This window comes from Microbulbifer variabilis (assembly GCF_052467165.1).
In genome coordinates this window covers 2419052-2440277 of sequence record NZ_CP174301.1, presented here as the reverse complement: position 1 = coordinate 2440277, position 21226 = coordinate 2419052, and the positions used below count along the sequence as shown (strand labels likewise).

Sequence of the window (21226 nt, the reverse complement as noted above, 5' to 3'; positions counted from 1 at the left end):
GCGAGAAGATGATTGAAAGCATCCTGCGCTTCTCAATTGAGCGGCGCTACTTCATTCTATCCCTGATTTTTGTGTTGGTGGGGCTAGGGATTTGGAGTTACCAGAAGTTACCGATTGATGCGGTCCCCGACATTACCAATGTTCAGGTTCAGATTAATACCGAGGCTCCTGGTTACTCGCCATTGGAGGCAGAACAACGGATTACTTATCCTGTGGAGGCGGCACTCGCCGGCCTTCCCAACCTGGAATACACCCGTTCGATTTCCCGCTACGGACTTTCCCAGGTCACTGTAGTTTTTAGAGAGGGCACAGATCTCTATTTTGCGCGTAATTTAATTAACAGTCGCCTTGGTGCGATTAAAAGCAAATTACCACCTGAGCTGGAACCAGAGATGGGGCCCATTGCCACCGGGCTTGGTGAGATTTTTATATACACCGTGGAGGCAATGCCCGGTGCCACCCAGCCAAATGGGCAGCCCTACGACGCCACAGCATTACGGGAAATCCAGGACTGGATTATTAAACCACAACTGTCTTTGGTGCCCGGTGTTACTGAAGTGAATACCATTGGCGGCTATAACAAGCAGTATCATGTCACTCCAGATCCTCGGCAGATGCTCAATTTCGGCGTATCCATGGAGGATATTGCTGAGGCTCTACGTCGCAATAACGAAAGTCGCGGTGCCGGCTACCTGGAGACTAACGGTCGCCAACTGCTGGTGCGCTCACCGGGGCAGCTGCAGAATATTGCCGAAATTGAAGGTGTGGTGATTACCAGCCGCGCTGGGGTGCCGGTCAAAATTTCGGATGTGGCCGAAGTAGCTATCGGTAAAGAACTGCGTACCGGTGCCGCCACTCGCGATGGCGAAGAAACCGTACTGGGCACCGCGATGATGCTGGTGGGGGAAAACTCCCGCGAAGTGGCCCTTAATGTTGCGGATGCTTTGGAGCGTGTAAAATCTACGGTGCCAGAAGGTATCAAGGTGGAGGCGGTTTACGATCGTACAACACTGGTAGATAAAGCCATCGCTACAGTGCAGAAAAACCTTATCGAAGGGGCTCTGCTGGTTATCGTCGTGCTGTTTCTTTTGCTGGGGAATATTCGAGCGGCCTTTATTACTGCAGCAGTGATTCCGCTTTCCATGCTTGCCACCATTTTCGGCATGGTGCAAACCGGTGTTTCTGCCAACCTGATGAGTCTCGGCGCACTCGATTTCGGCCTGATTGTCGATGGGGCCGTGATTATCGTGGAGAATGCCATTCGCAGGCTTGCGGAAGCTCAGAATCGCAAAGGTGGCAAGCTGCCCTTGCAGGAGCGGCTGGAGCTGGTATTTCAAGCCACTAATGAAGTGATTCGCCCCAGCTTATTTGGTGTGCTGATTATCACTGTAGTGTATATACCGCTGTTCACACTGACCGGCGTGGAAGGCAAGATGTTCCACCCCATGGCTGCCACTGTGGTGATGGCCTTGCTGGCCGCATTGGTGCTTTCACTGACTGTTGTGCCCGCAGCGGTTGCTGTTTTCCTTACCGGCAAAATCAGTGAGAAAGAAAACAAGGTAATCGTTGTTACCAAGTCTCTGTATAAGCCACTGCTAATCGCTTCGATGAAAGTGCGCTGGCTGGTGCTTTCCGGTGCTCTTGCGCTGGTACTTTTTTGTAGCTGGCTCGCCACTACCTTGGGCTCGGAATTTATTCCTCAGTTGAATGAGGGAGACATCGCACTGCACGCTTTGCGGGTTCCTGGCACCGGTTTGGAGCAATCGATCGAGATGCAGCGCTTGCTGGAACAGCGGATTAAGGAGTTTCCCCAGGTAGATAAAGTATTTGCAAAAATTGGTACCCCGGAAGTGGCGACGGATCCAATGCCGCCTAATGTAGCCGATAATTTTGTAATCCTGAAATCCAGGGATCAATGGCCCAACCCGAAACTGTCCCAGGAACTATTGGTGGCGGAAATTGAGGAAGCTGTACGTGAGTTGCCGGGTAACAACTACGAGTTTACCCAGCCAATCCAGATGCGCTTTAATGAGCTGATTTCTGGTGTGCGTGCAGACTTAGGTATTAAAGTGTTCGGTGATGATTTGGATCAGCTGGTGACCTCCGCCAATGAAATCCTCGGCGTACTGAATGGGATAGAGGGTGTTGCCGATGCGCGAGTAGAGCAGGTGGAGGGGCTGCCAGTTCTCTCCATATTGCCGAAGCGTATTGCGCTAGCGCGCTACGGCATAGACCTACAAACCTTGCAGGATCTGGTTTCCACCGCTATTGGGGGTGAAGAGGCCGGATTGATTTACGAAGGCGACCGCCGTTTCCAATTGGTTGTACGCTTACCGGAAGAGCTACGCAGGGACTACAAGAATCTCGGTGATTTGCCTGTACCTTTACCTGCAGGCAGCCCATTGGGTAGTTACGTCCCCTTGTCTGAAGTCGCCAGTCTGGAAATGACTCCAGCCCCAAACCAGATCAGTCGTGAAAACGGCAAACGCCGTATAGTAGTAACAGCAAACGTACGTGACCGTGATCTGGGGTCTTTCGTCGAAGAGGCGAGGGCAGGTATTGAGCAGCAGGTCTCCCTGCCTGCGGGCTACTGGTTAGTATATGGAGGCACTTTCGAACAACTGGAGTCCGCGAGCACCCGTCTTTCTATCGTGGTCCCGTTAACACTCTTGGTAATCCTCGGTTTACTGGTAATGGCCTTCGGCTCGTTTAAGGATGCTTTGATTATCTTTACCGGAGTCCCTTTGGCATTGACTGGAGGTGTTTTGGCTCTATGGCTGCGGGATATGCCGTTGTCAATATCTGCCGGAGTCGGTTTTATCGCACTTTCCGGTGTGGCAGTCTTGAATGGCTTGGTAATGCTCTCCTTTATACGGCAACTGCGCCAGCAAGGAGGAGAGCTGCTTACCTCCATCATTGATGGCGCTATGATCAGACTACGCCCTGTTTTGATGACTGCACTGGTTGCTAGTCTTGGCTTTGTGCCTATGGCACTGAACGTGGGCACCGGGGCTGAAGTCCAAAGACCGCTAGCTACTGTGGTGATTGGGGGAATTATCTCTTCGACACTGCTAACTCTATTTGTATTGCCGTTACTTTATCGGATTGTGCATGGGAGAGAAGAGGTCATTAAAGAAAGTATAAAGTTGACTTAATTTTTCGTGTATCTGCCTACTTCACCTAATAAGTGGGAGGTAGGCAGAGCATTCTTGGAAGAATCTATTTTTTCTCCAAGGTTCTTCTCATGTGCCATTCTGATTAATACTTAGACTGGTATTGATATAGACTAGGAAATTGTGACCGGGATATACACTCTTAAACTGCATATAATCATTGATCATATTCTTCACAGATGTATTTATTAGAGTGTTAAAAATAAATTTGGGTATTTAACCCTATGTCTGATTGCTAAAATTCAGATATCATGTCTAATAAATACCATTAATAATTTTAAAAGTGGTTTAAATGTGAGGTGGTATATTAGACAGCTTTCTGTTGGTACTTATTGTTAGATGTAAAATGGCTTTCTGAGTGGTTTAATTTCTGGATCTCAGTGTCAAATATATTTTGGTGTGCTAAAAGTAGGCTTGTATCTTCTTTACTATGCCCCTCTAATCGATATTCTACTTCTTGTCATTGCGGTCGTTGATGTTAGAACTGCTGTAGCACCAACTTTCTTCTATAGTCTTACTGTAGCTTCTATTGGAGTTTTAGTTGTTTTGGTCATGATCTGATTCGCTGGGTGGATACTTAATTCGCTTATTATTTTACAGGTAGATTTAAGCCGGCCAATCCTGGCTTAATTTGAGATGTGGACTTATTGTGTTCTTAAAAGCGGTATTGGCCTGTGTTATTTCTCTGGTACGCGCTATTTGGGTGGTAGAGGATATGAAAAAAGCCTTGCCACTTTCTGTGGGAATATACTGTAAAAATATTGGCATCCTTTTGATCCTGGCTGGAGTTTATTAGTTTGTCAAAAGGGAAAGAAAATCCTGTCATTAGGATCGTTAGCCTATTTCCTAGTATTAAAATCAAAATAGTACCAGCCGCTCAAAGATGAAAAGGCACCACTTATAAAGCGGTGCCTTTTGCTTGTCTAAGGCGAAGCCATGCTTAACTTAGTAAGCTATACCTATTGTGCTTCATGCATAGTTTCAGTAACTTCAACTCGACTTTCAACAGCCAAGCCAGACTGTTTTATCGCATTGAAAGCTTCTACTAAGTCATTGCCTTCTTTAACTTTCAAGATGGCAATATCAGTACCGGGAAATACTGACAATACTTCCATGCCAGAAATTGACGCTACTTCTGATGCTTCAACATTCTTGCCTAATAATATTGTTATATTTCCGGTTAAAGTTGTCAGTTTGTTTGTGATTGTGTTTCGTACAATTGTACCTTTGCCAACAACATCTGATGCAGAATTATTGCCGATATTGACTATCGCCATTTCGCCTTTTGTCACAACAATAGATTCTGGTGCAGCAATGGATGCTGGGACAGTTTTCAAGGATCTTTCAACCTTAAAGATACCAAAATCAGCAGAATTCGTTCTTGCCGCAGCTATGGTGTTTAGCTTCTTAATCTCTATATCTTTCTTTTCCACAGCATCAATAGCGTTTGCCTGTGTAATACCTGATAAACACATTGCAGCAGTTAAGATCGTTAATTTATTTAGCTTCATTGTATTTCCCTTCTTATTGAACAGCACGACCAAACGCTCTAAGTGATACGCCTTCTAGAACACTCTCTACTGGGTTGTTCATCAGGCCTGTTGCATCCCAATAGTTATCTGGGTCTGTGAATACGATATTAGTCTCACCTGTATCTAATGCTTTGATAGTCCAAGTTCCTTTAGCATTTTCACCATAAAATGCATTAGAAAGGAATACGGCACCATTTAAAATATAACCCATGCTATACCCATCAGCAAAGCTATAAGAAGCATCTAATAATGCCTGCTTGGAAGAAAGTAGAACACTTCTTGTACCTGAGGGAGATACCACCTCCAGCGCCAAGTCATTACCAGCGGAGGTTAATAGACTATCATTTAAAATAGAACCCATGTGATCATTACGAATATCAAATTCGAACTGCATAGCTTCAATAATAATATCTTCTGTTACTTCGATTTGTTGGCTCACACCAGCCGCACTGTTATCTGGAATAACCGCCTCCATGGCTTCTTCATCAGCTGTTGAACCCAAACCTTGCCATTGGGTGATAATTTGTTCACCGAGACTCTCTGAGTAATCTAGAGCCATAGCAACAGCTGCACCTGCATCAACCCGACCAAAGCCATATAAGTTATTAAATTGATAACCAGCTGAGTTTTCAATCCAACCATCATGAGCAACAAAAGTACCCTCACCAATGGTGAGTTCAACCTTTTCATTTTCAGCATCAATCACAGTGCTAGTTGAAGCTAAGATGTGACGAACATCACGCCAGGTCAATTCTGGGTTTGCTGATAAGATTAGAGAGACAACACCTGATGCATTTGGCGCAGCGGAAGATGTACCATTAAAAGTTGAAGTATAGTTACAGCTCGCATTCTCAGGATGGCCTGGGTAATTAAATGGGAACTGGCTGGCTGCGAAGTCTTCGCCATAGGCTCCGCCCCAAGCACTTATTGTGCCGCCATTAAAGCCAGAGTAACCATTAATACAGGTCATCTGGTCAGTTGTTACCATCGCGGGAGCATAACGACCATACTCGCCCGCAGGGGCTGATACCATCATACTTGCACCAGCGGTTGAGTAACTTGTATGTTTACCGTTTGCGTTCACCGCTGCAACATTTAAGTAATATGGGTGACCATGGCTAGGCTGAAATGCCGAGTTATAGCACGTTAGGCCTAAATCATTTGCTCCGTTATCGGCACATAAAGAGCCTTCACCATTGCCGTCTTCAAAAGAATTACCGCTAGATTTCATGTTCAAAGCACCCTTACCGCCTCGAAGCATAAGATTAGGATAAGACTCAACAGCTTCATCTAGTGCAGAGTACGCAATAAATCCAGGATAGGTAATACCATAGCTACGGTTAAATGCCGAAATTTCTTCATCTGAAGAAATGCCACTTCCTGGGAATCCATGAACCAATAGATCTGTTTGCTCTATTTTTCCACTGCCTAAAAAGTTCATACCGATTAGCCCTGTGTCTGGAGAAACACCTCGGCTACCGATATTGTTCCAGCCTTTAGCCGCAATTAAGCCAGCTACACTGGTACCGTGATCACCACTATTAGAAAGACTTGTTGGATCTGTTCTGTCAGTTGCTGACTCATCCAAGTTGAGAGAGCGATTTATTAATACGTTATCTATTAAGTCTTCGTGGCGAATTTCTAAGCCTGAATCTACAACAACAGCAGTTACATTTGCACCGGTTACACCTTGAGCATAAGCCGCTACAACATTCATGTCTTCGCCAGCTACAAGCTCCTCGACTTCATTTTCCTCAAAGATGGAATTAATTTCCTCGGTTGTATAAATTCCGATATCGACAAGGCCTTGCTTCATTTCATCACTAAGAGCGTAAGCTTTTTGACCTGTGTTGCGTAAATGCCATTGTTGATAGGCTAAGGGATCATTTTCTACGTTCAGGATATCAACTTTTGCAGATGCTGAGGCACCGTTTGCGGTCACGGTATAAGTAATTGAAGCGTCCTGCCCCGAGATTGAAGTATATTCAAATAGATTGCCATCTAATGTTAACTGGCCATGGCTGAATGTATAAGTGCCATCAAGCGGACTAATAGTTTCATCATTTTCTGAGAAACTAAATGTTAAAGCATCGCCATTTTGATCAGTGCCCAATAGTTTTCCTGATACAGGAATCCATTGCTTTGCCCCATCTACAGTTACATCACTAGCAGTTGGCGGAATGTCAGTAGGAGTGGGAGCAGGAGCGGGAGAAGACGAGTTACTACTGCTATCACAGCCTGATAATGTCATTAAAAGAGCTGCTTGAATCACAGAAAGTCGAAACATTTTTTTATTCATTTAAATTCCCCATTATCCCCATTATAAGTATTTATCGGGTATTGGCATTATAAACCACCTCATTAGTCTTTAGCCAACTAAACTTGGTCAGCAAAATATTGCAACCTGACTTTAAGTGATGTTGTGACATTGAATTATCATATGGATTAAATAATGAACAACTTAAAAGAGGTGTTCGGCATTGAATTATGCTTGGAATTTCCATAGATGATAGTGGACTGGGGTTGTATGATAGGGGGCGTTTGTGAAGCATTGATAGTTATAAAATCTATAATGGGATTGTGGGCTAGACAGCTATGTGAAAAGGTAAGACTTTAGAGGGAATTTTTATTACCATGAATATGAAGAAATACTCACTAAAGCAATAACAAGGTTAGTAATGATGCTGTCAGAATATAGGACATGATTAGACGTCCTTACTATCAGACTGCTCGGTGAATGAAACTACTTGATAATCCAGTTATCAAAAAATATGGATGCGAGTAGCGTCCCAATTAGGTTTCATGAATGTTGGGATATATAGTTTTATGTAGATTGAAAGAGTTTAACTTAGATTTGATAAGTGTGAATTGTTCTGAACCGTTATCAAGTCTGGCTTATTTAGGTGTGCTCGCTTGGACTTGCTTCTACTTCAATAGGGTAGGTGAGGTCATCATTGGGCTACAAGTATGAGGTTTCCAAAAGTCAGAGGGCTTTTTTCTTGAGGTTTCAGTTAGCTAAATTTGGATAATAAATTGGTTGTCGTATTTAAAAGTGATTAAATTGAGTTAAGTAGGATTCTATTAGATGGCCCAATGCAAGGTAATCTGGAAAAGTTATGGAGATCAAGTTCTCATTTAAATCCATATGAGCCCTTGAATTTCTAGTGTTGATTGGGTGAAGTTGGGTTGGGCATTTAGCTTGAGGTATACAATCTTATCTATATATAGACGCACGGAGGATATCGCTGATGGCTTCTTAAACGTTTTCGATCGTGAAGTGCTCCTAATGTTAAGCTCCTCACTTCGAAGTTCATAAGTTCAAGCCTTTAGTGCTGTTTGAAATTAATAGTAAGTTTCTATCTAGGGCAAGGGTTATGGATGATGAAAGAAAAATTTATAGCAGAGTTTTATACTGCTTGATAGCGAGTTACTTATTTGTAGAAACTTTAACATTACCCTTAACGTATAAGCTCTACATGTAAGGTAATCTCAAAAATTCATCCTGTGTTAGCTGCCGTTTAAAGGGGCGCTCAGGATTTATTCGTTAGGTTAACGCTATGAAACCTACCACAATAGAAGAATTTAATGCGTCTCAGAATGATTGTGAAAGCCCTATTTGTGAAAAGCTGATGCATGAAATCAACCGAGGGCTACCTATGGCAGAAAGTAAAATCTGGCACGGACACCCCGTGTGGTTCTTGGATGGGAATCCAATAGTGGGTTATAACAAGCTGAAGGGTTCTATTAGGCTGATGTTTTGGAGCGGGGCTGACTTTGAGGAGCCGGATCTTAAGCCGGGGACAGGTAAGTTTAAGGATGCTTCTGTTTGTTATACAGGGGTTGAGCAATTAAATATAAAAGACCTGAAGCGTTGGCTGAAAAAATCTACAGAGATTCAGTGGGATTATAAGAATATCTACAAGAGAAAGGGTAAGTTGGTGCGACTTATCTAATAGGTCTTTTAAAGAAACGGCATGGTGCGCAGCTAGTATCCAAATGAGGTTGAAAATAAAGGTAGGTGGTAGTTGACGTCCTCATTATTTCCTCTCCAGATAAATCTGGAAGACACAAGGCTTGCATATTCTCGTTTTTGGGTGTTGTTGGCTCTTTCTGTGAGCTAATTGCCTAGTGAGATTGCCACTGTCTTTGGCACTTGAGTCGCTACAAACTTTGGGATAATTGCCCACCAATTTTTATTGATGATGATTGTAGTGTCAGAGTACAGTCTTTTACGATTTTCTAATCTTGTCACAATGATTCAGCTGTAAGAAGCCGCTCTAATTTGTACGATTTCTCGAAATTTGGATTATTGTTCTAGGAAGAATATTCAGCGTTTTCAGGTGGATAATAGTGACTTCATCAGATAAAGCTTCCTCAAAAGAGAGTCTCAAACTAAAAATTAAGTCAAAAAAAGAATGCGACTCTTGCGCCGAACCAGTGGTCCATAAATATGGAAACAATAAAATTTGTGTCACTGATAAGGTTGGGTTTCCTACTTTAGGTAATAAGTCTCCATTAGATCTGGTGTTGCATAGTGGTGAGGGTTTTATACCGTTGTGGGAGAAGGGTACGACTTTAAGGTGGAAGTTTGATGATGAGTCTTTAAGGTATTTTAAAAATCCAGATGAGATAAAGGACTATATTCGAATTCTTTTGGGCGAGGCACTACTTCAGTGGGGAGATGCTTCCCCGGTGAGGTTCAATGAGAATCCAAATGTTTGGGATTTTAAAATTAGGGTAGAGCCTGTAGAAAACTGTAGTGTTATCGGTTGTACTCTAGCTCGTGCTTTTTTTCCAAATCCTGGGCGGAATGAGCTAGTGCTTTTCCCCACAATGTTTGATCAAAGTCGGAAGGAGCAGGTTGACACTATGATTCATGAGTTGGGTCATATATTTGGGCTTAGACACTTCTTTGCCGATGTGAAAGAGAAGACCTGGCCGAGTGTAATTTATGGTGAACATAAGCCCTTCTCAATCATGAATTATGGGGAGCAAAGTGAACTTACAGAAGCTGATAAGAATGATTTGAAAAGCCTGTATTGCTTAGCATGGGCAGGGCAGCTTACAGAAATTGATGGTGCGCGAATCAAATTTGTTATGCCATACCATGAGGCTATCCTTCTTGAGCCAATTAATTATGAAAGCTCACCAGGGTAAACGAGGGGTCTAAGCATAAATAGCTTTAATATATTAAAAGCTTTTTAAATTACTGATATCAAATAATATTGAATAGTAAGTTTGTAGCCCGTTAAAATTGATTGATATAAGTCCAAAATTTTCATCTGTATGCCCTGTCAGGAATCTTACCCTTGATGAGCCCGCGCCGTAGTTTCCAGCAGATAGTAGAGTCAGGCCCCTTTTTTGCATTAGTTGACATTCCAGTGCCTTTCCACTAGTTTCGCGACCACGATAAGAGGTGCCTTCTGCCCTGTGCTGGCTGAGAAGGTTAAACGGGAAGTCCGGAATTCCGGCGCTGCCCCCGCAACGGTGATCCACCAGTATTTTGAGTGGTAAGCCCGATACCGGCCTCTTCTCGAAACACGATGGAGCGGAGGGCTACCATCTCGCAATACGATCTTTCACGCTTCGTCGGCGTGCCGCATTGCTATTCCTCCCTCGATCCCATGAGCTTTTGTCCTTAGGGGTTGAAACTTGAAAAAATCTTTATTGAGCTTGACTGTGCTGTCAGCTGTGAGTGTGCCAGTACTTGGCGAATCTACCGATAGTGCATCTTCTATTCCCGACCTGGAAACTTTAGTTGTTGTGAGCTCCCGCCAAGATGAGCCTTTGCGCAGGGTCGCCACTTCGGTAACCGTATTGGATGAAGAGCAACTCAAAGCACGAGGTTTGGCTTCCTTGGCCGATGTGCTGCGAAGCGTACCTTCGGTTTCTGTCAACAACAGCGGTGGTATTGGTAAGACAACCTCGCTACAGGTGCGGGGGGAATCTGGCTTTAGAACGCTGGTCCAAATAGATGGCATCGATATTTCTGATCCAACCGGTCTCCAGTCGGGTGCTCATATTGAGCATATTATGAGCAGTAATTTGCAGCGAGTAGAATTGCTACGCGGTCCGCAAGGCATGCTCTATGGGGCTGATGCTGGTGGTGTACTGGATATCTCGACCCGTCGAGAGGATGTAGGGCAGCGCTTTGAATTATCCGCTGAGGGTGGTAGCTACGATACTGAGCGCTACAATGCCAGTGCCAGTGGAGCCAATGAAACACTGGATTACTTCCTTTCAGCTGCGGCGCTGGAAACCGATGGTTTCAATACCAGCAGCGATGACACTGAATTGAGGGATGACGACGGTTATGATAACGAGACTTTACATGGCCGAGTAGGCTGGAATATCTCTGAGCTGTGGCGAGTGGAAGCTGTAGCGCGGGATACCGATGCCTCAGGTGAATATGATCGTTGCGGCTGGCCCTCTCAGGACGATTGTAACTTTGATTTCAGCCAGGAAAGTGCTCGTGTCAGCTTGGCTCACAATGGCGAAGATGGTCAACAAGAGTTGGCCTATTCACATTCTGATTTGAAGCGCACCTACATCGGAGGGGGAACTTCCTATGAGTATGAAGGTGATATTGAAAAATTGAACCTCACTGGTTCTCATGGGTTTAGTCGCGAACATGGGATGGCCTACGGGGTGGAGCACCGTGAAGATATTTCGGGAGACTTGGACCGGGATCAGTGGGCAGTTTATTCTGAATACCGGGGAAGCTATGCCGATCAAGCCTATATCACCCTTGGTCTTCGCCATGACAACAACTCAGATTTTGGCCGCTTTAACAGTTTCCGCGCCAGCTCAGCGTACCTGTTTGAGGATGTTGCCAACGGTACTGTAAAGATAAAAGGCAGTTACGGTACCGGCTTCCGCGCTCCCAGTCTGTATGAAGTTAATCACAACGCTACCGCAACTGATCGGTTGACTTCTGAGCCACTAGAACTGCCAACACTATCGCCGGAAGAAAGTCGAGGCTTGGACCTTGGTGTTGAGTACTTTGGTGAAAATTCCCTCTATCTGGAATTCGTACTGTTTAAGCAGGTCATTGATAAGGAAATTGGCTGGAATAACGATGCGTATGGTTACCTGCAAAGCAAGGGAACAAGCAAATCCCGTGGAGTTGAATTGATAGCCGAAACTCAGGTCACTGATACTCTGCTGCTGTCAGCCAACTACACCTATACCGATGCCGAACAGGCTGATGATTCTCCACGCCCGCGAATCCCGAAGCATTTGGCTAACCTGGGCTTTACCTATAAACCGACCGGCGCTCTTAGTCTTCTGGTGAATCTACGCTCTAGTGCTGGAGCGGAAGATACAGATGGCTCCTCCATAGATGATTACCAAGTATTGGATGCTAGCGTACGTTACCAGTTGAATAACGCTACCACCGTTTACGTTCGTGGAGAAAACCTCGTGGATGAAGACTATGAGGAAGTGCCTGGGTATAACACCGCGGGTGCTGCTGCTTATGCCGGTGTGGAATTCAGCTTCTAAAGCACTCTCTATAATAGATTCTTGAACTGAGGTGGCCATGCCGGAAGACCAGCAGAAAAAAAATGCCAAACACAAACAGGCAATGCAAAAACATAAGGCGAAGGTTGATGCAAATATAGCAGCGGCCGATATCCAGCGTGGAGTTGCTGTATTGCTAACTGGTAATGGCAAGGGAAAATCCAGCTCTGCTTTCGGCATGGTTATACGTGCGCTAGGTTATGGCCAGAAGGTGGGGGTAGTGCAATTTATCAAAGGCGCACAGCAATCTGGAGAGGAACTCTTTCTCAAATACCATTGCCCTGAAGTAAACCTCTACCAAATGGGTACAGGCTTTACCTGGAATACACAGGATCGCAGCAGTGATATAGCAGCTGCAGAACGAACCTGGGAGGAAGCCGGGAAAATGCTCACCGATGCCAGCTATGATCTAGTGGTATTGGACGAGTTAACTTATATGCTCGCGTATAAATACCTGGATGAATTACAGATATTGAAAGCTTTGGCGGAACGCCCTCCAGAGCAGAGTGTGGTAGTGACCGGCCGCGGCGGTGGTAGTGCTCTGCAAGAGCTGATGGACACTGTGTCTGAAGTAAAAGATATAAAGCATGCCTTTAAAGCTGGGATCAAGGCCAGAAAAGGGGTCGACTACTAAGTTGTATTCGTTATGTCCGTATTGATGATCCAGGGCACCACCTCGGATGCTGGCAAAAGTACTCTAGTTGCGGCGCTTGCCCGCTATTTTGCCCGGCAGGGACTTTGTGTTGCTCCATTCAAACCACAAAATATGGCGCTCAATAGTGCAGTCACTACGGACGGTGGCGAAATAGGGCGGGCGCAGGCGCTACAGGCCCAAGCTTGCGGAATAGAACCGCATAGCGATATGAACCCTGTGCTGCTTAAACCTGCTTCAGACACTGGGGCTCAGGTGATTATCCAGGGCAGGGCGCTGGGAAATATGCAGGCCCTGAATTACCACCATTACAAATCCACTGCACAAAATGCCGTGCTGGATTCCTTTAAACGCCTTAATGATCAATATGAGCTGGTGCTTGTTGAAGGCGCGGGAAGTCCGGCGGAAATCAATTTGCGGGAAAATGATATTGCCAATATGGGTTTTGCTGAGGCGGTGGATTGCCCTGTGGTGTTAATTGCTGATATTGATCGCGGCGGTGTTTTCGCCCACTTGGTAGGCACCCTCGAATTACTGTCCCCAACTGAACGCGACCGCGTAGTTGGATTTGTGATCAACCGCTTTCGTGGCGACTTGCAGCTGCTAGAGCCGGGGCTCGAATGGTTGGAAAACTACACCGGTAAACCCGTTCTCGGGGTATTGCCATATCTCCACGACCTGTACCTGGATGCGGAAGATGCGATTAGCACCCAGCAGGCTGGTGCTGATGCTCGGCTAAAGGTAGTGGTACCGGTGCTGCCCCGAATTAGTAACCATACAGATTTTGACGCACTGAGGTTGAACCCGGATATTGACTTGCAATTTGTTAGCGTGCGTGAATCAATCCCCCCTTGCGATTGGGTTATCCTTCCAGGAAGTAAAAATGTGCGGGCTGATTTGGCCTATTTAAAAGAAAATGACTGGCCTGCACAACTGGATCGGCACTTGCGTTATGGTGGAAAACTCATAGGTATTTGTGGCGGCCTGCAAATGCTGGGAAAAGAGGTGCAGGACCCAGATGGGGTAGAAGATGTCCCCGGCAGTGAGCTAGGCCTTGGTTATCTGGATTATATAACCAGGCTGCAGCCATATAAGGCATTAATAAATGTTACCGGGTTTCTATCTCTGGGAAATCAGGATAATGACCAGAGGGATATCGCCCTTCAAGGCTACGAAATACACTGCGGGATTACAGAAGGGCCAGCTTTGCAGATCCCCGCGGTATTTCTTCATGACGAAGCTGGAAACCTTAGGCCAGATGGGGCTATCAGTGCCGACGGGCAGGTGCTTGCTACTTATGTGCATGGGCTTTTCGATTCTCCGCAAGCCCAAAATGCGCTGTTTTCCTGGGGCGGCCTAACAGGGGCTACACCGCTGAACCTGAATGTCCATCGTGAGAAGCAGTTGGATAGGCTGGCTGATTCTATTGCCGAACATATGCGGAACTCTTGGCTTAGGCAATTCGGACGAGACCAAGGTGGGGCAACATTGGAAGAGGTAAGCCAATGACAATCGCCCGTGTCAAAGCTTTGAATCTTGCCTGGTGGGTATTGCCCGCAGGGCTCACAATGAGTTTTGTTGTCGCAGTGGCCGTCGGTGCTGTATATCTTTCGCCTTCTCAAGTTGTCTCTGCTCTCAGTGGGCAAGGGGAGGGAGGTCTGGCAAAAGATATCGTTCAGGCAATTCGCTTGCCACGGGCTTTATTGGCGGCAGGAGTAGGGGCAGTACTCGCCATCTGTGGTGCGATGTTACAGGGCTTATTTCGCAATCCACTGGCTGACCCTTCATTAATTGGGGTTACTGCGGGTGCTTCCCTTGGTGCCTGTCTGGCTATTTTACTTGGAGCAGAAGTAGCCGGTGGCTTTGGAAGTTTGCCGGTGGTATCAATTTCGGCATTTTTCAGTGGCTTGCTAGCAGTGACATTGGTTTATCGGGTGGCAAAAAGTATCAATGGAACTTCGGTGGCCACCATGCTGCTGATGGGTATCGCTGTGACTGCTCTATCAGCAAGTTTAATCGGGCTGATGGAATACTTTGCAGATAATGACACGTTGCGTCGTATGAGCCTCTGGCTAATGGGTGGGCTGGATGCGGCCAGCTATCCCCGTGCTTTTCTGATTTTGGCAGTATTGTGTGGGTTGCTTGCCAGCCTGCCCGGTTTTGGTTCTTCACTGAATGTTCTTTTGCTGGGGGAATCCCAGGCACGGCATCTCGGTGTCGATGTGGAGCGGGTAAAAACCAGCTTGATCGTGCTTGTCGCTGCAGGGGTGGGAACTTCAGTTGCCGTGGCCGGCAGTATTGCTTTTGTGGGTTTGGTGGTGCCGCATATAGTGCGGTTGTGGGTGGGGCCGGATCATCGCCAGCTGTTACCCCTATCGGCGCTGGCTGGCGCCAGCCTGTTATTGGTTTCTGATACCCTCGCACGCACAATTATTGCGCCCGTCGAGATACCGGTAGGGTTGATTACCGCCCTGATTGGGGTGCCATTTTTTATTTCCTTGTTACGCAAAAACAGGGGGTCCCTCTAATGGCTCTGTTACAGGCTGAGGGAGTCACGGTAAGTGTGGACAATCGACCGCTGCTTACCGATGTATGTCTTGACGTTGATGTCGGGGAGCTGGTTTGCGTGATTGGTCCCAACGGTGCCGGTAAGTCGACACTATTGCGCGCACTTTGCGGTGAATCTGCGATGGAGACTGGAAGAGTTCACTTTAAAGGTGAGTTGCTTGCTAGTTTGCCCGCTCGCAAGCGAGCCAGGCAGTTGGCAGTTCTGCCACAAAGCAATCCGCTTTCATTTGCCTTTACGGGCCTTGAACTGGTTGCCCTCAGCCGCACGCCACACTCCACAGGCACTGAGCGAGATAGAATTATTTGTTTGGAAGCTATGGCGGCACTGGACGTTTGCCATTTATCTGGGCGTCTCTATCCCACATTGTCGGGCGGTGAGCAGCAGCGCTTGCAACTGGCACGGGTAATGGCACAAATCTGGCGTGCTGAAGATGGAGGAGATCGTTTGCTTCTGCTGGATGAGCCGGCTACCAGCCTCGATATCGCTCATCAGTACGAAATGATGAGAGCGGTGCGCGACTTTGCGCGAAGTGGTGCGTCTGTTGTGATGACGGTGCATGATCTCGCTCACGCCAGTGGTTACAGTGACCGGATCCTCGCCCTTAAGCATGGCCGTAGCGTGGCCTATGGTTGCCCAGAAACGGTACTGACCGCAGAAAATATGCAGCAACTCTATGGTTACAGCGTCACAGTGGTACCACACCCGGTAACTGGTAAATCCCTGGTGGTTGCCGATGTATAACAACAGTAATTTGCACCTGATTCTCGGTGGTGCGCGCAGCGGCAAGAGCCGACTGGCACAGCAGCGTGCTGAACAGTGGCTGCAAAGTAACAATGCCGGTGGACTTAGTTACCTGGCAACTGCTACAGCGGGGGACGAGGAAATGTCTTCTCGTATCGCTCGTCATCAAGGAGACAGGGGGCAACACTGGCAAACTATTGAAGAGCCTATCGCGTTGGCTGAGGCTTTAGATGCATCCCCTAAATCTCACTGTGTTTTGGTGGATTGCCTGACGTTGTGGCTCAGTAACTGCATTCATGAAGGCGTCTGGGCGCGTGAACGCGAAGCATTGATGCAGCGTGTTGATCAAAGGCGCAATAATTCAGAAAACAATGCCGCCCCATGGATATTCGTTAGTAATGAAGTTGGCTCCGGGATAGTGCCTCTTGGGCAATTATCACGGGAATTTGTGGATGCTGCAGGCTGGTTGCACCAGGCGTTGGCGGAGCGGGCTGACAGCGTAACCCTGGCTATTGCCGGTTTACCTCTGACGGTAAAATAGATTGAGCACGAGAGGCGAAAGGTTATGTCTGATGAACTGAGCTGGCTCTATAACCCGGCACCTGCACCAGATCAATCGGCTCGAAATGCAGCTATTGCCCGGCAGAAACAATTGATAAAGCCAGAGGGCGCACTCGGCCGGTTGGAAACTATTGCTGTAGATTTTGCCGGGTTCCAGGGTAAAGGGCAGCCTCAACTTGAACGCCTATCTGTGCGTGTTTTTGGAGCTGATCACGGTATTGCAGCCCAGGGCACTTCGCAATTTCCCCAGGCCGTTACCTCAGTAATGCTTAATATTTTCTGTGAGGGTGGGGCGGCCATCAATGTATTGAGTCGAGAGCAGAATGCAGACTTTGCTGCTATTAATTTGGGCTGTGTGGTGCCCACTGAGCACCCTGAATTGATCGATGAGGTCATTGCGCCTTCTACAGCGGATTTTTCCCAAGGTAAACCCGCGATGACTTATGGGCAGCTCATAAGTGCGTTTAATGTGGGACGAAGGCACTCTACCGATAGTGATTGTTTTATCGGCGGGGATATGGGGATCGGTAATACCACCTCGGCAGCTGCAATTTTTGCTGCTTTGTTTGATTTGAAAGTTCCAGAAATCACAGGGAGAGGTACAGGTATCGGTGATGATGTACTCGCCCGAAAAATTGCACTGATTGAATCTGCTTTGGAGCAGCACAGCGCTGCTCTGGATTCCCCCGTGAGTATTCTGCAAATTCTCGGTGGTTTCGAAATTGCGGCCCTGGCCGGGGCATTTATCGCCTGCGCCCAGCGGGGAACCCCGGTTCTGGTTGACGGGTTTATGGCCACGGCTGCAGCTGCTGTTGCTGGAGCTATCAATCCCTCTGTAAACCCCTGGTTCTTATTTGCGCACCTGTCGGATGAACTTGGGCACAAACTGGCCCTAGAGTGTATGGGGGTTAGTCCTATGCTCAACTTCAATATGCGGTTGGGGGAGGGTACTGGTGCTGTTCTGGCTATAAGTATTATCAGGCAGGCGCTTAACCTGCATAACAAGATGTTCACATTTAGCGAAGCAGGTGTACCGGTTGAGGATTGACCTGTTACGACATGGCGCATGTGCTGGCGGTAGCATATTTCGTGGTCAGATTGATGTCTCTTTAACTGAAGAAGGTTGGGAGCAAATGTGGCAAGGACTCAGGGATCTTACCGGCCCATGGGATAGAATTATCACTTCCCCACTGGGTCGTTGCCAAGCATTTGCTGCCCAGCTGGGCCACAAAAGAAAGTTGCCAGTAGATATTGTTCCCGGTATCCGCGAAATTAGTTTCGGTGAATGGGAAGGGCAAGCGATCGACAAAATCTGGACCGAGCACAAAACCTTGTGTAATGCATGGAGCCGCGAGCCAGAAAAGCACTGTCCCCCAGGCGGTGAGCCTTTCACATCTTTCCGGTCCCGGGTGCTACAGACTATTAGCGAGCTGTCTGTGCGCTACTCGGGAGAATCTCTGTTATTGGTAACCCATGGTGGCGTGATCAAGTTACTGCTGACCATTGCCAATGGTTGGGGGCCCAGTCAGATGATGTCGTTACAGGTAGGCTATGGATTTGCCGCGTCAATGGAATACGATTGCAATAGCGGCACTTTCGGGATTCCCTATCCGGGGCAGGATACCTATGTTTATTGTCCGTAAATTTTCAAGTCTTATCCAGGCATTCCTATATGCACTGGTCTTTCTTACCCGGCTGCCAGTCGCGGGGTTGTTGTACCGGGTCGATAAAGAAACAGTAGAGCGGTCAATATACTTCTATCCGTTTGTTGGAGTTGTTATTGGGCTTCTATTATCCGCCGCAGCATACCTGCTGGCCCCACTGGGAATTCAGCTACAGGCGGCAATATTGCTGGGGTTTTGGGTCATTTTAACTGGTGCCTTACATCTTGATGGTCTTGCCGATTGTACTGATGCCTACTTTGCCGGTCACAAATGTGCCGATCCTGAAGAGAGGCGCAATCGAATCCTCACTGTAATGCATGATCCACATTGTGGCTCAGTTGCGGTTGTTGCACTTGTTGTATTTCTACTGACTAAATTCGCAGCGATCGCAACTCTACTTGCAGCAGAACTGGATGCGATAGAAAACTGGATATACCTGCCGCTGGTGCTGTCGCCGATGTTGGCCAGGGCGGCAGCGTTATCTCTAATGAGTATTTCAGACTACGCCCGTGTGGAGGGTTTTGTTCCACCCTCTGGCTCAAAGAGAAGGTGGGAACTATTACCTGTGGTAGTTATCGTTATGGCCATCGCCTTCGCAGCAGCTCCTATAGCCATCGTAGTTGGAATGGCTATTGCTTTACCTGTGCTGATTCTTTGTTGGCGCCACTTATGGGAGAAAACTATCGGTGGCTATACCGGTGATTGTCTGGGTGGCCTGGTCGAAATTATCGAACTTACAGTACTAATTCTGTGGGTAGCTCTTGCCAGTGTTTGAAATTTGAGTGTTACAAAACAATAAATTTAGAGTTAGACGAGTTAAATGATGTCTCGGAGTATTTTCACAATCTTCATTACTACCCTGAGCCTTTTTTGGACAGGCTCTTGTTGGGCCGATAAACCAGTACGTGTACAGGATGCACGGGGGCACTGGATCGAATTGGCAGCGCCGGCAGAGCGTATTGTTGCCCTGGCTCCACATATTGTAGAAAATTTCTACAGCGCAGGTGCGGGAGAGAAGCTGGTTGCTGCTGTTAGCTACAGCGATTATCCCGAGCAGGCAAAGAAGTTACCAAAGATTGGCAATTACAAAGCACTAAGCTATGAATCTTTGCTGGCTCTGAAACCGGATCTGATTGTCGCCTGGGGGTCGGGAAATGGCGATGAAATGATCCAAAAGCTGGATGATCTCGGGTTTACGGTATTCGTCACTGAGTCCCGAACTCTGGAAGATATTGCAAAGAATGTAAGATTTTTTGGCGAACTTGCCGGCACAAGCGAGAATGCGGACCGCACTGCAAGCGAGTGGCTTAAGAGACTAAATGAACTCCAGCATAGCAACAAGAAAAAAACACCGGTAAGTGTATTCTACCAGGTATGGAATGATCCCCTCCAAACACTCAATGGCGAGCATTTGATCAGCGATGTGATCCAAACTTGTGGTGGCCGCAATGCATTTGCTGATGCGATGGTTTTGGCGCCCAAGATCAGTATCGAATCTGTTCTTAACCGGAATCCTGAAGTGATTATTTCCAGCGGCATGGGAAAAAGCCGGCCAGATTGGCTGGATGCCTGGAAAGCCTATCCGACACTCAATGCGGTGAAAAATGATAGTCTCTATTTTGTACCCCCAGATATTATCCAGAGACATACCTTTAGAGTGCTGGATGGGATGGAAATGGTTTGTGATCACCTGGACAATGCGCGAATAAAAGTTGGCGCAGGCTCCATATAGCTAAGAATGATCTGTATTCCTGAGCAAAAATAGTTTCTACTGTCCGCTAGATATGATTTTTATATCAAAGCAGTGACGAGGCTAGGTATTTATGTGGTATCTGGTACTGGAAACAATAACAACGATTATAGTTTTTGCAATGATTATTGGAGGATTGCTAGCTATTCCTTTTGGAGCGGCTAAATTAACTAATCTTGAAAAGGGTAGAAATAACCGATGGTCAATTTTTTGGCGTCATATCTCTAAAGATATAGCTGCTGGAAAGGTAGCCTTATTAAGCCCTTTTTTAGGATGGTTTGTCTATTATGGATTCTATCAGTTTGTAAAAGTTGGAGATGATTCCTCTGCGATTTTAGCCATTGTCTCGTGTGCTGCAATTGGCTTGTTCCTTGTTTTTCATATGGGTTTGCTTGACCGTAAATTTTTTGATTTTCATTTAGATAACATGAAATTGCTGGCTGTGAGTTTGATGTCACTTATTCTCGTTGCGCTAAATGTTTCATTTTGGTTTACAACATTTATTGGCGCTATAGCTACTATGATTTGTGCAATAAAGTATTCTGTAGAGCAGATCATTCTGGAGGCTGAGCGAGCTAGAGCCAGAGAAGAGGGGAAATCACGTAAAATCTAACTCAGCCCTCCTTTATGAAGGCTGTTAGGCTGTAGAAGCTATTGAGTTATTGAAAAAATAACTAGAGGCTGTTTCATAACTTGAAATCGGCTATTCTCACGCAATTACATAGAAAAAAGTCCAGCAATAGTGAGCCGATTCAAGTCAGAGTTAACCAATGATCAATGGAAATTGATTGAACCTTGTCTTCCTGAGTTAAAACTAGGAAAGGGAGGCCCAAAACCCATTGTTAATCGAGCTTGTTTTGAAGGCATCCTGTGGGTTTTGCGTTCTGGAGCGCGATGGAAAGATCTTCCTTCACACTATCCATCACCGAGTACATGCTGGAGAAGGCTTCAATTTTGGGAAGAGCAAGGAGCTTGGTTACAGGCATGGAGAAGATTTCTGAAGCTGTTGGATCAGCAGTCTTTGCTTAACTGGGAAGAGGTCTTTTCTGATGGCAGCTTTGCA

At 46.6% G+C, this 21226-nt stretch carries 16 protein-coding genes, 1 pseudogene and 1 riboswitch; of the genes and pseudogenes, 15 read left to right on the top strand and 2 right to left on the bottom strand.

The window, feature by feature from the left end; all coding sequences use genetic code 11:
* Positions 1-8 precede the first annotated feature (8 nt).
* On the top strand, positions 9-3155 hold the full coding sequence (locus ACJJIP_RS10785; protein WP_444946903.1) for an efflux RND transporter permease subunit: 3147 nt from the start codon (positions 9-11) through the stop codon (positions 3153-3155).
* A gap of 977 nt (positions 3156-4132) precedes the next feature.
* On the opposite strand, the gene ACJJIP_RS10780 is transcribed toward ACJJIP_RS10785, so the two are convergent.
* Entirely contained in the window at positions 4133-4684 is a 552-nt protein-coding gene (locus ACJJIP_RS10780; protein ID WP_282950700.1) for a serine protease external chaperone, read from the bottom strand.
* A 13-nt stretch (positions 4685-4697) separates the two neighbouring features.
* Positions 4698-7004 carry a S8 family serine peptidase gene (locus ACJJIP_RS10775; RefSeq protein ID WP_282950699.1) on the bottom strand — a complete coding sequence of 769 codons (2307 nt, stop codon included), beginning with the start codon at positions 7002-7004 and terminating at the stop codon, positions 4698-4700.
* 1258 nt (positions 7005-8262) lie between these two features.
* Between ACJJIP_RS10775 and ACJJIP_RS10770 the strand changes: the two genes are divergently transcribed.
* The 14 genes and pseudogenes from ACJJIP_RS10770 to ACJJIP_RS10705 all read left to right on the top strand — a co-directional run.
* Positions 8263-8658: a DUF1801 domain-containing protein gene (locus tag ACJJIP_RS10770; RefSeq protein ID WP_020415293.1), complete on the top strand. Its 396-nt coding sequence runs from the start codon at positions 8263-8265 to the stop codon at positions 8656-8658.
* 397 nt (positions 8659-9055) lie between these two features.
* On the top strand, positions 9056-9862 hold the full coding sequence (locus ACJJIP_RS10765) for a zinc metalloprotease (protein ID WP_020415294.1): 807 nt from the start codon (positions 9056-9058) through the stop codon (positions 9860-9862).
* A 240-nt stretch (positions 9863-10102) separates the two neighbouring features.
* Positions 10103-10250, top strand: a riboswitch (cobalamin riboswitch).
* 107 nt (positions 10251-10357) lie between these two features.
* Positions 10358-12208 (top strand): TonB-dependent receptor plug domain-containing protein, encoded by a 1851-nt coding sequence (locus tag ACJJIP_RS10760; protein ID WP_444946902.1) that lies wholly within the window; start codon positions 10358-10360, stop codon positions 12206-12208.
* Positions 12209-12245: 37 nt separating this feature from the next.
* Positions 12246-12860 carry a cob(I)yrinic acid a,c-diamide adenosyltransferase gene (cobO, locus tag ACJJIP_RS10755; protein WP_444946901.1) on the top strand — a complete coding sequence of 205 codons (615 nt, stop codon included), beginning with the start codon at positions 12246-12248 and terminating at the stop codon, positions 12858-12860.
* A gap of 12 nt (positions 12861-12872) precedes the next feature.
* Entirely contained in the window at positions 12873-14387 is a 1515-nt protein-coding gene (locus tag ACJJIP_RS10750; RefSeq protein ID WP_444946900.1) for a cobyric acid synthase, read from the top strand.
* Positions 14384-15406, top strand: a complete 1023-nt coding sequence (locus tag ACJJIP_RS10745; protein WP_020415298.1) for a FecCD family ABC transporter permease — start codon at positions 14384-14386, stop codon at positions 15404-15406. Before ACJJIP_RS10750 ends, ACJJIP_RS10745 begins: the two co-directional genes overlap by 4 nt.
* On the top strand, positions 15406-16188 hold the full coding sequence (locus ACJJIP_RS10740; RefSeq protein ID WP_444946899.1) for a heme ABC transporter ATP-binding protein: 783 nt from the start codon (positions 15406-15408) through the stop codon (positions 16186-16188). Before ACJJIP_RS10745 ends, ACJJIP_RS10740 begins: the two co-directional genes overlap by 1 nt.
* A complete protein-coding gene (gene cobU / locus ACJJIP_RS10735) occupies positions 16181-16729 on the top strand; it encodes a bifunctional adenosylcobinamide kinase/adenosylcobinamide-phosphate guanylyltransferase (RefSeq protein WP_353375365.1) in 549 nt (182 codons plus the stop codon). Before ACJJIP_RS10740 ends, cobU begins: the two co-directional genes overlap by 8 nt.
* A 24-nt stretch (positions 16730-16753) precedes the next feature.
* Positions 16754-17797: a nicotinate-nucleotide--dimethylbenzimidazole phosphoribosyltransferase gene (gene cobT / locus ACJJIP_RS10730; protein ID WP_444901656.1), complete on the top strand. Its 1044-nt coding sequence runs from the start codon at positions 16754-16756 to the stop codon at positions 17795-17797.
* Positions 17787-18392, top strand: coding sequence for a histidine phosphatase family protein (locus tag ACJJIP_RS10725; RefSeq protein WP_282950691.1), 606 nt, complete (start codon positions 17787-17789; stop codon positions 18390-18392). Before cobT ends, ACJJIP_RS10725 begins: the two co-directional genes overlap by 11 nt.
* Positions 18376-19188 (top strand): adenosylcobinamide-GDP ribazoletransferase, encoded by an 813-nt coding sequence (gene cobS / locus ACJJIP_RS10720; protein ID WP_444946898.1) that lies wholly within the window; start codon positions 18376-18378, stop codon positions 19186-19188. The genes ACJJIP_RS10725 and cobS overlap by 17 nt, the downstream gene beginning before the upstream one ends.
* 45 nt (positions 19189-19233) lie before the next feature.
* Positions 19234-20145 (top strand): cobalamin-binding protein, encoded by a 912-nt coding sequence (locus ACJJIP_RS10715; RefSeq protein ID WP_282950689.1) that lies wholly within the window; start codon positions 19234-19236, stop codon positions 20143-20145.
* Positions 20146-20236: 91 nt separating this feature from the next.
* A complete protein-coding gene (locus ACJJIP_RS10710) occupies positions 20237-20776 on the top strand; it encodes a hypothetical protein (protein WP_282950688.1) in 540 nt (179 codons plus the stop codon).
* 129 nt (positions 20777-20905) lie between these two features.
* Positions 20906-21133: pseudogene (locus ACJJIP_RS10705) on the top strand (transposase); the annotation flags it as partial.
* Positions 21134-21226 lie beyond the last annotated feature (93 nt).

Excerpts from the sequence above, each read along its gene's own strand:
- ACJJIP_RS10775 (WP_282950699.1), bottom strand. The coding sequence starts at position 7,004 with ATGAATAAAAAAATGTTTCGACTTTCTGTGATTCAAGCAGCTCTTTTA.
- ACJJIP_RS10750 (WP_444946900.1), top strand. The coding sequence starts at position 12,873 with ATGTCCGTATTGATGATCCAGGGCACCACCTCGGATGCTGGCAAAAGT.
- ACJJIP_RS10780 (WP_282950700.1), bottom strand. The coding sequence starts at position 4,684 with ATGAAGCTAAATAAATTAACGATCTTAACTGCTGCAATGTGTTTATCA.
- ACJJIP_RS10745 (WP_020415298.1), top strand. The coding sequence starts at position 14,384 with ATGACAATCGCCCGTGTCAAAGCTTTGAATCTTGCCTGGTGGGTATTG.
- cobT (WP_444901656.1), top strand. The coding sequence starts at position 16,754 with ATGTCTGATGAACTGAGCTGGCTCTATAACCCGGCACCTGCACCAGAT.
- cobO (WP_444946901.1), top strand. The coding sequence starts at position 12,246 with ATGCCGGAAGACCAGCAGAAAAAAAATGCCAAACACAAACAGGCAATG.
- ACJJIP_RS10785 (WP_444946903.1), top strand. The coding sequence starts at position 9 with ATGATTGAAAGCATCCTGCGCTTCTCAATTGAGCGGCGCTACTTCATT.
- cobS (WP_444946898.1), top strand. The coding sequence starts at position 18,376 with ATGTTTATTGTCCGTAAATTTTCAAGTCTTATCCAGGCATTCCTATAT.
- cobU (WP_353375365.1), top strand. The coding sequence starts at position 16,181 with ATGTATAACAACAGTAATTTGCACCTGATTCTCGGTGGTGCGCGCAGC.
- ACJJIP_RS10710 (WP_282950688.1), top strand. The coding sequence starts at position 20,237 with ATGTGGTATCTGGTACTGGAAACAATAACAACGATTATAGTTTTTGCA.
- ACJJIP_RS10715 (WP_282950689.1), top strand. The coding sequence starts at position 19,234 with ATGATGTCTCGGAGTATTTTCACAATCTTCATTACTACCCTGAGCCTT.
- ACJJIP_RS10740 (WP_444946899.1), top strand. The coding sequence starts at position 15,406 with ATGGCTCTGTTACAGGCTGAGGGAGTCACGGTAAGTGTGGACAATCGA.
- ACJJIP_RS10770 (WP_020415293.1), top strand. The coding sequence starts at position 8,263 with ATGAAACCTACCACAATAGAAGAATTTAATGCGTCTCAGAATGATTGT.